Below are 15,499 nucleotides of genomic sequence, written 5' to 3' on the forward strand. Positions count from 1 at the left end.
CAGATTTGGCTGATTTTTTGCAAATTTTTGGTTAAACCTAACCGCTTGTCTTGGGTTTTCTCGGAGGAGTTTATGTCTGCTCAATCCAAAACTGTGGATTACGATGACCTGCAAGATCTCGTCGCCTCAAATGACTCAGGCGGTCGTAACCCGACAGGTTTTAGTAAAAAATTAATTGTTGTTACAGCGATTTTATGGTCGCTATTCCAAATTTATTACACTTCGCCGTTTCCGTTTTGGCTGCAAGAAGTGGTGAGAGATTGGGGCTGGAATCTGAACGTGGTGGTAGATGATACCAAAGCACGTTCTATTCACCTTGCCTTTGCAATGTTCCTTGCTTTCTTATCTTTCCCTGCATTTGCAACATCACCAAAACATCGCATTCCTTACCAAGATTGGTTATTTGCAACCCTCGGGGCATTCCTTGCGGCATACTATATTTTCTTTTATGAAGGGCTAGTTACCCGCTTTGGTGCGCCGAATACGCAAGATATTATTGCCGGCTGTTTAGGCATTTTATTATTGTTAGAGGCTTGCCGTCGTAGTTTAGGATTACCATTAGTGATAATCGCTGCGGTATTTTTACTCTATAACTATTTCGGACAATTCTTACCAACCAGCTGGATCATCAGCCACCGTTCTGGTTCATTATCTCAAATCATTAACCAACAATGGATTACAACGGAAGGGGTATTTGGTGTCGCCCTAGGTGTTTCAACCAAATATGTATTCTTATTTGTGTTATTCGGAGCTTTATTGGATAAAGCGGGGGCAGGTAACTATTTTATCAAAACGGCATTTGCTTATTTAGGTCACTTTAGCGGTGGTCCGGGTAAAGCTGCAGTAGTCTCTTCGGCGTTAACGGGTTTGGTTTCAGGTTCATCTATTGCCAACGTGGTTACCACAGGTACCTTCACCATTCCGATGATGAAACGTGTCGGTTTGAGCTCGGAAAAAGCAGGGGCGATTGAAGTTGCTTCATCAGTGAACGGACAAATTATGCCGCCGGTCATGGGGGCAGCGGCGTTCTTGATGATTGAATACGTCAATATGCCGTATAGCCAATTGATTGTGCATGCGTTCTTACCTGCATTAATTTCTTATATTGCTTTGGTGTATATCGTTCACCTTGAAGCGCAAAAAATGGGCTTAAAAGGATTGGATCGTGTCGAACCTGTGAGCCCAATTTTAATCACTTTGCTTAAAGTCGTAAGCTATATTTTAGTGACACTTGGCTTGGCAATTGCGGTGCATTATGGCTTAGGCTGGATTAAAAATGTTACACCTGATTTTGCCTTCTTGATTGTGTGTATTCTATTGGCGACAGTCTATATCAAATTGATTCACCGAGTTTCACAATTCCCTGATTTAGAAGCTGATGATCCAAATTCACCGGTCGTATCATTACCACGTCGCAAACCAACTGTGAATGCAGGCTTACATTTCTTATTACCTGTTGTAGTATTGATGTGGTGTTTAATGATTGAACAATTCTCTCCAGGGTTATCCGCTTTCTGGGGAACTGTTGCGCTTGCAGTGATTTTAGTCACACAACGCCCATTATTAAGTTTCTTCCGTAATGATGCGGGTAACAAAGTTGCGCTATTTAAACAAGGCATTCAAGAGTTAGTGGACGGTTTGGAGTCGGGTGCAAGAAATATGATTGGTATCGGTATTGCAACAGCAACCGCAGGTATCATTGTAGGTGCGGTATCGCTCACTGGCTTTGGCGTACAGCTTTCAGGTATTATCGAGATGCTCTCAATGGGCAATATCTTATTAATGCTGATTCTGGTTGCGCTCTTTAGCTTAATTTTAGGAATGGGCTTACCGACCACGGCAAACTATATCGTGGTATCTTCATTAATGGCATTGGTGATTGTCGAAGTCGGTAAACAAAACGGCTTAATCGTGCCATTGATTGCCGTCCATTTATTCGTGTTCTATTTTGGGATTATGGCGGACGTAACGCCACCGGTTGGTTTAGCCTCTTTTGCAGCGGCTGCTATTTCAGGCGGTAGCCCGATTAAAACTGGTGTGCAAGCATTCTACTACAGCTTAAGAACAGCGATTTTACCGTTCCTATTTATCTTCAATACCGATTTACTCTTAATTGATGTTAGTTGGGCGAAAGGGATTCTCGTCTTTATCAGTGCAACCACTGGGATTCTGCTCTTTACGGCAGGGACGATGAACTATTTCTTTACCAAAAATAAATTATGGGAAAGTTTAGTCTTGATCTTCGCTGCCTTTATCTTGTTCCGTCCAGGTTTCTTTATGGAACATATTTCACCAACTTCACGCCATATTGAGCCTGCTCAAATGGTTCAGGAGTTAGGGAAAGTACCGGCAGGGCAAAATTTAACGCTTAAAGTGGCAGGTGTAAACCCTTATGGTAAACCGATTGAATTCTACTCACAGCTTACAGTGCCTGAAGGTGCAACGGGCGAAGAGCGTATCAAAGCAATGGGATTAACCTTGTTGGATACCGGAGAGAAAATTGAAATCAACGGCGAAATGTCACCGAAGATCTTAATTGATAATGTTGAAATTGATTCACCGGCCGCTAAAGCAGGTTTAAACTGGGATCAAACCATTCTTGATGTAGCGTTACCACAAAACTCGCTTCCAAAAGAATTAATGTTTATTCCGGCTTTCCTATTAGCGATTTTTGTCGGCTGGAATCAGCGCCGTCGCATGAAAAAATAAGGACAAATTATGTATAACAAACTTCTCCTTGCGATCGACTTAAACGATCTCAATAGTGCTAAATATGTGGTTGATACGGCATTAAAACTCACAGGGAACAATTCCGATGCGGTGTATCGGGTTGTGACCATTATCGAATCCATTGACGACAGCTTTATTTCTGCTTTTCTACCAAAGAACTTCGACAAGTCTGTGATAGAAGAAGCGAATAAAGCCTTACATGCCTTTACTCAAGCCAACTTCCCAGAGGGCTCAAAGGTTCAGCACATAGTAGCTCACGGCACCATCTACGAAGAGATCAACCGCATTGCCGAAGAAAAATCCGTTGATCTGATCGTGATGTTGGCAAGCAGTAAACCTAATGCAAAAGGACTGAGTTCAAATACGGTAAAAGTCGCTCGAAATAGCGACAAACCAATTTTAGTTCTGCGTTAGGCAATCAATACAAGCGGTAGGATTTTGAAGTATTTTTGCAATTTGCAAAATATTTGCGAAATCCCACCGCTTTTGTCATTAAGAAAATCTTATTTTTCTGTCAGCTAAACATAACGCTATATCGAATTAAAGGAAATAGCCTTATTCAAAATTTCAAATCAAGCACTTTTCCGTTATACTTTTCATTAATGAGAGTGACTAAAGGAGCCGATTATGACCCCATCTCAACTTATTCAAGCTAAACACACTGAAATTATGGCAATCAGCCGGCAATTTGCAGTGGAGAATGTGCGCATATTTGGTTCAGTCGCCAAAGGGAAAGACACAAAAAATAGTGATTTAGATATTTTGGTAGATACCACACCTAAAACGACAATGTTTGATCTATGTGGTTTACAAATGGAGTTGGAAGATTTGCTAGGTATAAAAGTTGATGTACTTACCCCACGCAGTTTACCTGAAAAATTTCGTCAGCAAGTATTAGCAGAGGCAAAATTATTATGAGGCTAGATTTTGTAGTAGTCTATGAAACGGCTATTACATCTGTGCCTGAATTATTAACTCAAATTGAAGCATTAATATTGGAGACACAAAATAAGCGCTAGAATTTTGGAAGTATTTTTGCAATTTGCAAAATATTTGTGAAATCCCACCGCTTTTGTCATTAAGAAAATCTTATTTTTTCGATCTGCGTCGAAAAATGAAAAATATCAACTTTTCTTCTTATACCAGCTTTCTATAATGCCTTTTCACTTATCTCAAGGGCAGATTTATGTTACATCTAGAAAGCTATCAAAATTGGTTAAAATCACTTAAATATCACATTCACCACTCCCAGCAACGAGCTATGCTTGCGGTGAACAGCGAAATGGTTTTACTTTATTGGAAAATCGGACAAGAAATTTTACAGCGTCAGCAAAGCGAAGGGTGGGGAGCAAAAGTCATCGATCAACTTTCACGAGATCTCACTGCAGAATTTTCAGATATGAAAGGTTTTTCCAGTCGAAACCTGAAATATATGCGAAAATTTGCTCAAGAATGGACTGAATTTGAAATTGTGCAAGAGGTGCTTGCACAATTACCTTGGTATCATCAAATTGCTTTACTAGATAAGCTGAGTGATGAACAGGAACGCCTTTGGTATGCTCGCAAAGCAATTGAAAATGGCTGGTCTAGAAATATGCTGGTACATCAAATTGAAAGTCAGCTATTTTACCGTCAGGGTATAGCCATCACGAATTTTGACAAAACCCTGCCAGATACACAGTCTGATCTAGCAAGGCAAGCCTTTAAAGATCCCTATATTTTCGACTTTTTAAATTTAACGGAACAACGCCACGAACGTGAATTAGAACAGGCTTTAACCAAACATATTACACAATTTCTATTAGAGCTTGGTGCTGGATTTAGTTTTGTAGGAAGCCAAGTTAAGTTAAATGTTGGGGGTGATGATTTCTATATTGATTTACTGTTTTATCACTTAAAATTACGCTGTTATGTTGTTATTGAGCTGAAAACCTGCGATTTTAAACCCGAGCATATCGGACAACTTAATTTCTATTTGACTGTCGTCGATAACCAACTAAAAACAGAGATAGATACGCCGACGATTGGACTATTGTTGTGTAAAAATCGCAATAAAGTTGTTGTGGAATATGCTTTACAAAATAATCCATTACCCATTGGCGTTGCAGAATATCAACTTCAGCAACTGTTGGCTGAATTTGATATGGAATAAACCGATATTGGTTTGGTGTTAAACAATAAAATGAAGCGGTAGGATTATGATAAAACATTGCAAAATGTTGTCACAATCCTACCGCTTTATATTTTGAACTATTTACTATTGAGCAGATAATTTTTCTTTTAACAGGCTAATTTCATTTCTTAAACTTTCAATCACATCATCTTTTAATTTAATAATTTCATCTTTATGGGCAAGCATTAAATTTAGTTTTTCAACATCACCATTTCCTGAAAATATATTTGAATTCGTATTATTATCACCTGAACAAATATAAATTCTACCATCTTCCCCATAAGTTAATAATTCATAAATATCCGCATTTAATACACCCAAAATTTGTTCTAATCTCTCAAAATTCACTCGGGTTTCACCACGCTCAATTTTAGCATATCCCTTAGTAGACATACTTAATTTAGTCGCCATTTCTTCTTGTGAAAGTTGATGATCTTCACGAAATAAACGGATTTTATCATTGATATTCATAGCCTTGCCTTATCAGTACTTTTTAGGGTGGTAATGTGAATGTTTTGTGGATTGTAGCATAAGTGAACGGTTTGTAGAATGGATATGTTTATTTTATGTGGTTTTACTAGATTTTTGTTATGTTAGATAATTCACTTAGTTTTAAATATTTGCTCGTTGATTTTGATAACACGCTAGTCTTCACAAATGAAGCTAATAATCTCGCATATCGCCGTTCAATAGAAGATATAGCACAAATGAAGATGAGTGACAAACAATATCAACTAGTAGTTTCTTCTATGCCTGATCAGCGTATCACTGCAGCAGGTCTTTATGAGATTATTTCGGAAATTCTTAATACTATTCTTGATGTACCTAAAATTGCCACCTATAAGAATAAAATCTATCCTGCTTTTATATCCTATATTCAGAAAAATGATGTTTTGATTAGAGCATTAGAAAACATTAAATCTAATCCTGAAATTACAATAATTTTAGTTACAAATGCAAATCCACGACGTGTTATTCCTATATTAGACTTTTTCGATTTGGAAAATCTATTCGAACGAATTTTTTACACTAATAATAGTTTAGATAAATATTCATTAGTTATTTCTCAATTAAATTTAGATCCTGATAATTTAATAATTATAGATGACGATCAAAATCAACTTGACTCTGCTAAGTTATCAAGTGTTTCAGATATACGACTTATTAAAATCAACCCTATAGGAGTTAAAAATGACTTTACATTCTCATCAACTTGAAATAAATGAATACTTACATCAAGTAATTAAAGCCTACTATGTCTTAGATTATTTTGGGTGGGGAAAACCTAATAATCCTGATTTTATTAATGATCTAAAAAATGATTTTGGAGAAAAAAGTGATTCTGTTTTAGATAATGCCTGTAAGAAACTCAGGGCTAATAGCTATGAATCGATAAATGAAATTATTAAAAAGGAAAAATTAGATACAATTTGTATCGTTCCCCGAGCTAAAAGAGAAGCTTACTATAAACCTAATCAGCTTCTGTTTTCTGCTACAATGCGACGCATTGCATTGGATATTGGAGTAGATATAAAGCATATTCTAAGAATAGAAAATACAAAAACTACTCACTTCCATCATAAACCTGAATATGGCGGTGATGGAGATTCACCCTATCCTAGTATTACTAAGAAAACCTGTCTGATTTCATTTGGTATAAAAGGAAAAAATATTTTACTTATTGATGATATTTATACTAAAACTATCAATATTGATGAAGACTGTATTCAGGCATTATTAGATGAAGGTGCAAATAAAGTTGTATTATTTACAGTTGCAAAAACAGCTCATCATAGTGATAGCAAGCAGGGCGTTCAATATGATTTCGATGCTTTTGGTAACCCAATAAATAGTTATACAACTACTCGCTATGATAGTAATTCACTAGGTGTCCAATACGATGCCTTTGGTAATCCTATCAATAATAGTAAAACGATTCGCTATAATAATCGTTCAGGTAGGCTCCAATTTGATGCTTTCGGTAATCCAATCAATAGTAGTAAAACTGCTCGTTATAATGACAGATCACGCAGTTCCCGATTAGATGCTTTTGGCAACCCCGTAAATACGTCAGATGATGACATCCCTTTTTAAGGATAAAACAATGAAATATAGTGATAATGCTCTAAATATTCTTACCGCAAAAACGTTCAATGGTATTGGAGATGCTTGGATCAATAAGAATTTAAGTAAAACGAAAACTTCTCCTCTTGAGTTAATTGTTGAATTACTAGCCAAAAGTGTAAAAAAGGAAACTGTTTCAGAAGAAATTTTCTTACAACGAAAAAGCAATATTGAAAAACAGATTTTACTTTTGGGAGATAGTTGTGATGGCGTTGTAGCGATCGGAGATGAAAAATTTCCTACTCATCGTGGAGCAGTAAAAGAAAGTGAACAGCCGAATGTCCTTTTTTATAAAGGTGATCTAGGTTTACTCAGTTTGGAAAATACTAATGTAGCTGTGATTGGTGTTTTAACGCCAGATGAAGATACCGAAATGGATGAACGTAAAATCGTTAGCCTTTTAGTGCAACAAGATGCAGTCATCGTAAGTGGCCTTGCTCAGGGCTGCGATTTTATCGCTCACGATCAAACGCTCAAATTCGGTGGGGCTACGGTAGCAATTTTACCTAGCCCATTAAATAACATAATGCCTGTAAAACATCGTGAATTTGCACAACAAATTTTTGAAACGGGTGGATTACTTATTACTGAATATTACGATGCTCCTAGCACTAAAATGGAATTAAGCTCCCGTTATATTAGGCGAGATCGTTTACAGGCGTTATTTAGTGATATTGTTATTTTAAGTGCCAGTTATACTCCAAATAGTGTGGATCCTACCGCATTGAAAATTGATAGTGGCTCACGTCACGCAATGGAAAAATCTTTAGAGTATAGTATTCCTCGTGCGGTTATTTATCACGAGAAATACCAAAGAAACCCTAAATATGATTTAAACCGACAAGTAATGAAAGATGCAAAGGTTATTGTGATTGATCCAACCAATCCAATGCCAATGATAACGCAGATTTTAAATTTGGATAAAAGCCCATCATCAAACCAAGAGAGTGATGATGGACAAATGGGATTATTCTAATTTAGGTGATAGTAATTTGAAACAAAAAAGGCATAGCAAAAAATCACTGCTATGCCTAAATTTTGTAAATAATTTGCTCAATCCCACCGCTTACCCTTCAAAGGGATTAAACACCTTCACGCCTGTGCAAGCAAAATCAGCAGAGTTTCGAGTGACTAGCGTTAAGTTATGTTGAATTGCACTGGCGGCAATCCACGCATCATTTTCAGGCGCGTGATCAGGGATATGTAATTTAGCACAGATTTGGGCGGTCTTTTCGTCTATTTTCAGGATTTTGCCGTGAAATGTCGGTAAAACCACACTATCAAGCCAAGTTCGTAAAACAGCCCCTTGGCGAAAATCCTTATGTTCTTTCGCCAAAATACCACGCTCAATTTCCATCAAGACAACAGCGTTGATAAAAATATCTTGTGCTGAGATCGTTGAAAACCACGCAACAAAATTGGGATTGGCTTTACCTTGTTTGATTTTACGAACTTCGCTCACTACATTTGTATCAAGTAAATACATTTTCACTCCTAGTCTTCCAAATCTACAAGACGACGCTGTCCACGACTGCGTGGTTGTAATTCAAGCTCAATGTCTTCATTATCAACAGGTAATAAAGCTTCCAAAGCGGAACGGAACGGCTTCGCCTGCTGTACTTTTTCATATTCCCGATATGTCATTAACACAAATGCAGGTGTACCACGATTGGTAATGATCACAGGTTCTAGCATAGCGGCTTTTTGAGCTTGGCTAGGACGTTGATTAAATTCACGGCTGGTTATAACTGGCATTTTGTACCTCCGTTTTAATGTAGATAAGTAGTTACAATCTTACTGCGATTGGCGAAATAGGACAAGCGTAAAAAGTGGAATATGATTTATACAGTTTAATTACTCTTATTTTGTTTCAGCGTTCAAACCATTTTTACGCTACAATAATGCCATTCAACAAAATGACTTTTGATTATCAACAATGAAAAAACTCAACATTATTTTTGCAGGCACCCCTGATTTTGCCGCAACCCATTTACAAGCCTTGTTAAATTCGGAACATAACGTTATTGCTGTTTACACACAGCCAGATAAGCCTGCTGGGCGTGGGAAAAAGCTACAAGCTAGTCCAGTTAAACAGTTGGCGGAGGCGCACCATATTCCTGTGTATCAACCGAAATCGTTACGCAAAGAAGAGGCTCAGGCAGAGTTACAGGCGTTAAACGCTGATGTGATGGTTGTGGTGGCTTATGGCTTAATTCTGCCAGAAGCGGTGTTAAAAGCACCGAAATATGGTTGCTTAAATGTTCACGGCTCGTTGTTACCTCGTTGGCGTGGGGCTGCGCCTATTCAGCGTTCTATTTGGGCTGGCGATACGGAAACGGGCGTGACCATTATGCAGATGGACATTGGCTTAGATACGGGCGATATGTTGCATAAGGTGACAACACCGATTTTAGCGACGGAAACGTCTGCCAGCCTTTATGCCAAACTTGCCGAACTTGCACCGCCCGCATTGCTTGAAGTATTAAACGGTTTAACAAGCGGTCAGTTTAAGCCTGAAAAACAGCAAGACGAGCAAGCGAACTATGCCGAAAAACTTACGAAAGAAGAAGCAAAATTAGATTGGAATATGACCGCTTGTCAGCTTGAGCGTAACATCCGTGCCTTCAATCCTGCCCCGATGGCATATTTGACCTTGATGGTGAATGAGGTGGAAGAGCGGATAAAAGTGTATCAAGCGGAAGTGCTACCACATCAAGAGAAAACGGTCGGCACGGTGTTGGCGGTGGATAAAAACGGTATCCAAATTGCCACACAACAAGGTGTGTTAAACATTACCCAACTTCAGCCAGCAGGCAAAAAACCGATGTCCGTACAAGATTTTTTAAACGGACGGGGGGATTGGTTTAAGGTAGGAAGCGTTCTCTAATGAAAAAACATTCCACTCGTGCCGTTACGGCACAGATTATTTTACAGGTGTTGGATCAGGGCAAATCCCTTTCAACCTTGATCCCCGAAGCACAATCGCAACTTGATAGTAAAGATTTAGCGTGGGTACAGGAAACGACCTTTGGTATTTGCCGTGTGTTGCCCCGTTTAGAAGTGATTATCAAATTGTTGGTAGAAAGACCGCTGAAAAACAAAACTCGCTTGGTGCATTGTTTGCTTTTGGTTGGCTTATATCAGCTACTTTATATGCGAGTACCACCACACGCTGCGGTAGATGAAGTGGTTAATGCGACAAAAGTGTTAAAGTTAGATAGCTTTCGAGCCTTGACTAACGGAGTACTTCGCCGTTTTCTGAGTGAGCAAGAAGCAATTTTGGCGAAAGTGGATAAACATTGGCAAACACTACACCCTGAATGGTTGGTGAATAAGCTGAAACAAGCCTATCCGAATTGGCGAGAGATTGTTGATGCGAATAACCAAAAACCGCCGATGTGGATTAGGGTGAATACTCAACGGACTAACCGAGCGGACTATGTGGCATTGTTGGGCGATCTTGCAAAAAATCACAAAGAAGCAACCGCTTGCGTGCCTGATTGTGCCGTTTTATTAGATAAAGCGGTGTCGGTCAGCCAGCTTCCTCACTTTGAGCAAGGTTGGGTAACGGTGCAAGATGTACACGCACAATGGTCTGCCGAATTACTTGATGCACAAAATGGCGAATTGATTTTAGATGCCTGTACGGCACCGGGGGGCAAGACAACCCATATTTTAGAAAAAGCACCGCAAGCAAAAGTAATTGCATTAGATATTGAAGAAGCCCGTTTAGTTCGGGTTAAAGAAAATTTAGCTCGTTTAAACCAAACGGCAACGGTGATTTGCGGTGATGCCAGCCAGCCTGAACAGTGGCTTACAAGCGGTGAGATGTTCGATAAAATTTTACTTGATGCCCCTTGTTCTGCAACGGGGGTAATCCGTCGTCACCCAGATATTAAATGGCTACGCAAAGAAGAAGATATTGCTGAGTTGGCAGAATTGCAGGGAAAAATTCTCAAAGCACTTTGGGCAAGGCTCAAGCCAAACGGTGTGTTGTTGTATGCTACTTGTTCTGTGTTACCAGAAGAAAACAGTCAGCAAATTCAGCACTTTTTAGCTCAAACCCCAGAGGCTAAATTAGTCGAAATCAATGTGGGTGGCGAGCAATGTTTAATGAAGCAATTCTTTCCTAAACAAGATGGGGGAGATGGATTTTTCTATGCGAAGTTAGTGAAACAGGCGTAAAACGGTGAGTAGGCAATGAAAATCATCATTTTAGGTGCAGGGCAAGTTGGCTCAACACTGGCAGAAAATTTAGCGAATAATGATAATGACATCACCATTATTGATGATGATCAGCAACGTTTAGCTCAATTGCAAGATAAGCACGATTTACAAGTTATTCGTGGTAATGGGGCTTCACCTCGTATTTTACGAGAGGCGGGAGCAAGTGATGCGGATTTATTGGTTGCGGTAACAAATAATGATGAAAGCAATATGATTGCTTGTCAGATTGCATATACGCTCTTTAATGTACCAACTAAAATTGCCCGTATTCGTAATTCGGATTATGTCCGTGAGCGTGATACCTTATTTAATAACGCCGTATTGCCTATAGATCATATCATTGCACCTGAATTATTAGTTACACAGGATATTTTACGCCTTATTGATTACCCAGGTACCTTGCAGATTGCCCACTTTGCCGATGAATTAATTAGTTTGGTGAGTTTAAAGGCGTATTATGGCGGTCCGTTAGTTGGTTATCCTATTTCGGCATTAGGCGATCATTTACCTCATGTTGAAGCCCGAATTGTGTCAATCTTCCGTCAAGAAAAAGCCTTTATTCCTCAAGGTTCAACGATTATCGAAGCTGGTGATGAAATCTTTTTTGTCTGTGCTACGCAACATATCAAAGCGGTAATGGCAGAATTACAAAGGCTGGAAAAACCACATAAGCGAGTAATGATTGTGGGGGGCGGAAGCATTGGAATTGCACTTGCTAAAGCACTTGAGGATCGTTGCAGTGTTAAACTGATTGAACGAAACCAAGAAAGAGCCGAAAAACTTGCTTCTAAGCTGTCTAAGACTTTGGTGTTATGTGGCGATGCGTCCGATCAAGAGCTGTTATTTGAAGAACATATTGAGAACATTGATTTATTCCTTGCTTTGACGAGCGATGATGAGGCGAACATTATGTCGTCTTTGTTAGCAAAACGGTTAGGAGCAAAAAAAGCGATCGTTTTAGTGCAACGAATGGCATACCTACACCTTATTCAAGGCGGAACTATTGATATTGCTCTTTCGCCACAACAAGCGACAATTTCCGCTTTGTCAAGCCACGTCCGCAAAGGCGATATTGTTCATGTAGCTTCGTTTAAACAAGGTTTAATGGAAGGCATTGAAGTGATTGCTCACGGCGATAAAGAAAGCTCAAAAGTGGTTGGTCGCAAAATCAGCGAGCTAAAACTGCCACAGGGAGCAATTGTGGGGGCGATTATGCGAAATCATGAAGTGCTGATTGCCCATAAATCTACGGTGATTGAGGAAAACGATCACATTATTCTGTTTGTGAATGATAAAAAACAGTCTGCCGAAGTGGAAAAACTCTTCCAGTTGAGTGCGTTTTTCTTGTAATAAGTAAGGAGTAATAGAACTAGTATTAACTTACCTATATTGTATCTAATACAAAATCTATTTCGCCTCTCTTTCTAGCTGAGATGTAAGTCACAAATAACGGGCAAATCTTCAAAATAAAATAGTTCTATGCTCGCTTCCATTTTATATGCTATGTTCGTGTAAATAACAATGGATAAAAATAATTTTATACGTCATATAAACTCCACTACATATGTGTTTAACAACACATTCTACTTATCTTATCAATCTAAAATTAAAATAAGTACTGATTTTGAATGAAAGAGTAAATCAAATTTAATTATTGGATTTCTCTTTTAACCACCATTACTTAGTTTTTATATTGCTAAGTTTGAATTATTAGACTTGATTTATATCCTGTCATTATTACTATTTAAGAAAGTTAAATTATCAAAGTCCGAATATTCAAGTAGCCAAAGTTTATTTTCGGTAATTTCTGACGAAATAAATAAAAAGCATCATATTCGGAAACGCTAAAGGAAAACTACGCAAAGCGTAAAATCCGTAAGATAAAATGGTCACAAGGAGAGATTACTGGTAGGTACAAAATACTAATTGTGCATAACCATAATGAGTAAAGAAAACGATAATATTATTCTGTTTATAAATGATAAAAAACAATCTACAGAAAGAGAGGGAACCTCCTGTCAAAGATGGTTTTATGGTTCTACAAACGGATATATCAAGATATCTTTTTTCAAAAAATGTGATTGTGATCACAGAATTACTTTATAAGCCTTTAATATAATATAGACGAAACAGGATATTTAATAGTATATCTGATACATAAATGCAACCGCTGAACGATATATTATTAATAACTATTTCAATCAACTATTTATAATATATTCATTACATCTTAAAGGAGAAAACTATGATTCTTGGCTGCCCAAAAGAAGTGAAAGTCCAAGAGTATCGTGTTGGCTTAACCCCTGCAAATGTGCAATCTTATGTTGAAGCAGGGCATACTGTTTATATTGAACACGGTGCAGGTGCTGAAATTGGTTTCCCTGATGAAGCGTATCAAGCCGCAGGTGCAACTTTGACTGACAAAGCAACACTCTTTGCAAAAAGTGATATGATCATCAAAGTGAAAGAGCCGATTGAATGTGAATATCACTACTTCCGCGAAAATCAAATCCTTTATACCTACCTACACTTAGCCGCAGACAAACCGCTTACCGAAATGTTGCTTGAACGCAAAATTCAATCTGTGGCGTATGAAACCATCAAAACCCCTGCAGGTTTACCTTGCTTAGCACCGATGAGTGCCATTGCAGGACGTTTGGCGACCTTAGAAGCTGCGAAATATATCCAAAAAACCTTCGGTGGTGCAGGTGTGTTACTCAGCGGTACAGCGGGTACACCAAAAGCGAAAGTGGTGATTTTAGGTGGTGGTGTTGTAGGCTTAAATGCGGCTCAAATTGCGATGGGTATCGGGGCTGATGTCACTATCCTAGATATTAACGCTGCTCGTCTTGCTTATATCGATCAAATCTTTGATATGCGTATCAAAACACTCACCAGCTCTCGTGGCAATATTTTAAGCCTATTACCAGAAGCTGACGTGGTGATCGGTGCGGTACTAATTCCAGGTGCTAAAGCTCCGCACTTACTACGTCGTGAAGATCTCAAATTGATGAAAAAAGGTGCAGTATTAGTGGACGTAGCAATTGACCAAGGCGGTTGCTTTGAAACTTCTCACCCAACCACACACAATGAACCTATCTATGAAGTTGATGGCGTAATCCACTACTGTGTGGCAAATATGCCAGGCTGTGTGGCTCGTACTTCAACCTTAGGTTTAACCGACTCAACCTTAGAATTTGGCTTGAAACTCGCAGCACTCGGTGTAAAAGAAGCGTGCTTGTCTGATCCAGCTTTATTACAAGGTTTGAATACTTACAACGGTAAATGTACTTTCAAAGGTGTGAGTGATGCCTTTGGTATTGCTTATACCGATCCAAAAGAAGCATTAAATTAGGGGCTGTCCTAGATAACGACTAAAAGCTCTATTTTAGGTTAAAATAACCAAATGAGAAAAAGTCGCCTAAGTCAGCATAAACAAAATAAACTCATTGAGCTGTTTGTGGCAGGTGTCACTGCTCGAACAGCGGCTGAGCTGGTAAATGTAAATAAAACGACAGCAGCCTATTACTTCTATCGTCTGCAATTGCTTATCTATCAAAACAGCCCACATATGGAGATGTTTGAAGGTGAAATTGAAGCCGATGAAAGCTATTTTGGCGGCACTCGCAAAGGTAAACGAGGTCGTGGAGCTGTGGGTAAAACCGCTGTATTCGGGCTTTTAAAGCATGATGGTAAGGTGTATACCGTCGTTGTACCGAATACTCAATCTGCGACACTTTTACCGATTATTCGAGAAAAGGTGAAGCCTGACAGCATTGTTTACACCGATTTTTATCGAAGCTATGATGTTCTTGATGTGAGTGAGTTTAATCATTTTCGTATCAATCACAGTACTCATTTCGCAGAAAAACAAAATCATGTAAACGGAATTGAGAATTTTTGGAGCCAAGCTAAACGTCATTTACGCAAGTTTAACGGTATTCCCAAAGCACATTTTGAGTTGTATTTGAAGGAATGCGAATGGCGTTTTAATCACAGTAACTTAAAATCTCAAATTTCCATTTTAAAACAATTAGTTAATGGCAGCTTAAGTTAGTTATCTAGGACAGCCTCATCTTTTATATATCTACTAAAACAAAAAACCGCAGGCTATCTCTAACCTGCAGTTTCTTCTCTTTAATAAAACCCCGACGATGCTCTACTCTCACATGGGGAAGCCCCACACTACCATCGGCGTTACAGCTTTTCACTTCTGAGTTCGGGATGGAATCAGGTGGGACAACT

15 protein-coding genes and 1 rRNA gene are annotated in these 15,499 nt (G+C 38.7%); 12 read left to right on the top strand and 4 right to left on the bottom strand.

Annotated elements, in window-relative coordinates; translation table 11 throughout:
* Positions 1–72 precede the first annotated feature (72 nt).
* The 4 genes from B0183_RS08925 (at position 73) to B0183_RS08940 (ending at position 4,882) form a co-directional block, all read left to right on the top strand.
* Positions 73–2,709 (top strand): TRAP transporter permease, encoded by a 2,637-nt coding sequence (locus B0183_RS08925; RefSeq protein ID WP_078208684.1) that lies wholly within the window; start codon positions 73–75, stop codon positions 2,707–2,709.
* A gap of 9 nt (positions 2,710–2,718) precedes the next feature.
* Entirely contained in the window at positions 2,719–3,144 is a 426-nt protein-coding gene (locus tag B0183_RS08930; RefSeq protein WP_078208685.1) for a universal stress protein, read from the top strand.
* Positions 3,145–3,357: 213 nt separating this feature from the next.
* Entirely contained in the window at positions 3,358–3,648 is a 291-nt protein-coding gene (locus tag B0183_RS08935) for a nucleotidyltransferase family protein (protein ID WP_021118610.1), read from the top strand.
* A gap of 268 nt (positions 3,649–3,916) precedes the next feature.
* The gene (locus B0183_RS08940) at positions 3,917–4,882 is read left to right on the top strand and encodes a PDDEXK nuclease domain-containing protein (RefSeq protein WP_078208686.1); all 966 of its coding nucleotides are present in this window, start codon (positions 3,917–3,919) and stop codon (positions 4,880–4,882) included.
* Between the two features lie 105 nt (positions 4,883–4,987).
* On the opposite strand, the gene B0183_RS08945 is transcribed toward B0183_RS08940, so the two are convergent.
* Entirely contained in the window at positions 4,988–5,374 is a 387-nt protein-coding gene (locus B0183_RS08945; RefSeq protein ID WP_010787177.1) for a helix-turn-helix domain-containing protein, read from the bottom strand.
* A 119-nt stretch (positions 5,375–5,493) separates the two neighbouring features.
* On the opposite strand from B0183_RS08945, the gene B0183_RS08950 reads away from it, so the two are divergent.
* Genes B0183_RS08950 through B0183_RS08960 form a run of 3 tightly spaced genes read left to right on the top strand, consistent with a single transcriptional unit; the run spans position 5,494 to position 8,003 of the window.
* The gene (locus B0183_RS08950) at positions 5,494–6,120 is read left to right on the top strand and encodes an HAD hydrolase-like protein (RefSeq protein WP_021115511.1); all 627 of its coding nucleotides are present in this window, start codon (positions 5,494–5,496) and stop codon (positions 6,118–6,120) included.
* Positions 6,095–6,997: a phosphoribosyltransferase gene (locus tag B0183_RS08955; protein WP_021115512.1), complete on the top strand. Its 903-nt coding sequence runs from the start codon at positions 6,095–6,097 to the stop codon at positions 6,995–6,997. Before B0183_RS08950 ends, B0183_RS08955 begins: the two co-directional genes overlap by 26 nt.
* A 10-nt stretch (positions 6,998–7,007) precedes the next feature.
* Complete coding sequence (locus B0183_RS08960; protein WP_015939967.1) at positions 7,008–8,003, top strand: DNA-processing protein DprA; 996 nt, start codon at positions 7,008–7,010, stop codon at positions 8,001–8,003.
* 90 nt (positions 8,004–8,093) lie between these two features.
* Here B0183_RS08960 and B0183_RS08965 read toward each other — a convergent pair whose 3' ends face one another.
* Positions 8,094–8,513, bottom strand: a complete 420-nt coding sequence (locus tag B0183_RS08965; protein WP_021115513.1) for a type II toxin-antitoxin system VapC family toxin — start codon at positions 8,511–8,513, stop codon at positions 8,094–8,096.
* Positions 8,514–8,521: 8 nt separating this feature from the next.
* Positions 8,522–8,782 carry a type II toxin-antitoxin system prevent-host-death family antitoxin gene (locus tag B0183_RS08970; RefSeq protein WP_021115514.1) on the bottom strand — a complete coding sequence of 87 codons (261 nt, stop codon included), beginning with the start codon at positions 8,780–8,782 and terminating at the stop codon, positions 8,522–8,524.
* Between the two features lie 181 nt (positions 8,783–8,963).
* On the opposite strand from B0183_RS08970, the gene fmt reads away from it, so the two are divergent.
* From fmt to B0183_RS08995, 5 genes are all read left to right on the top strand, one after another.
* Positions 8,964–9,914 carry a methionyl-tRNA formyltransferase gene (gene fmt / locus B0183_RS08975; protein ID WP_005711861.1) on the top strand — a complete coding sequence of 317 codons (951 nt, stop codon included), beginning with the start codon at positions 8,964–8,966 and terminating at the stop codon, positions 9,912–9,914.
* The gene (rsmB, locus tag B0183_RS08980) at positions 9,914–11,212 is read left to right on the top strand and encodes a 16S rRNA (cytosine(967)-C(5))-methyltransferase RsmB (RefSeq protein ID WP_078208687.1); all 1,299 of its coding nucleotides are present in this window, start codon (positions 9,914–9,916) and stop codon (positions 11,210–11,212) included. The genes fmt and rsmB overlap by 1 nt, the downstream gene beginning before the upstream one ends.
* 15 nt (positions 11,213–11,227) lie before the next feature.
* On the top strand, positions 11,228–12,604 hold the full coding sequence (gene trkA, locus B0183_RS08985; protein WP_078208688.1) for a Trk system potassium transporter TrkA: 1,377 nt from the start codon (positions 11,228–11,230) through the stop codon (positions 12,602–12,604).
* An 895-nt stretch (positions 12,605–13,499) separates the two neighbouring features.
* Positions 13,500–14,609 carry an alanine dehydrogenase gene (gene ald, locus B0183_RS08990; RefSeq protein ID WP_021111930.1) on the top strand — a complete coding sequence of 370 codons (1,110 nt, stop codon included), beginning with the start codon at positions 13,500–13,502 and terminating at the stop codon, positions 14,607–14,609.
* A gap of 51 nt (positions 14,610–14,660) precedes the next feature.
* Positions 14,661–15,311 carry an IS1595 family transposase gene (locus tag B0183_RS08995; RefSeq protein WP_078208689.1) on the top strand — a complete coding sequence of 217 codons (651 nt, stop codon included), beginning with the start codon at positions 14,661–14,663 and terminating at the stop codon, positions 15,309–15,311.
* 89 nt (positions 15,312–15,400) lie between these two features.
* On the opposite strand, the gene rrf is transcribed toward B0183_RS08995, so the two are convergent.
* Positions 15,401–15,499 (bottom strand): 5S ribosomal RNA (gene rrf / locus B0183_RS09000); the annotation flags it as partial.

It is taken from the genome of Glaesserella parasuis, assembly GCF_002015085.1.
Taxonomy (GTDB): Bacteria; Pseudomonadota; Gammaproteobacteria; order Enterobacterales; family Pasteurellaceae; genus Glaesserella; species Glaesserella parasuis.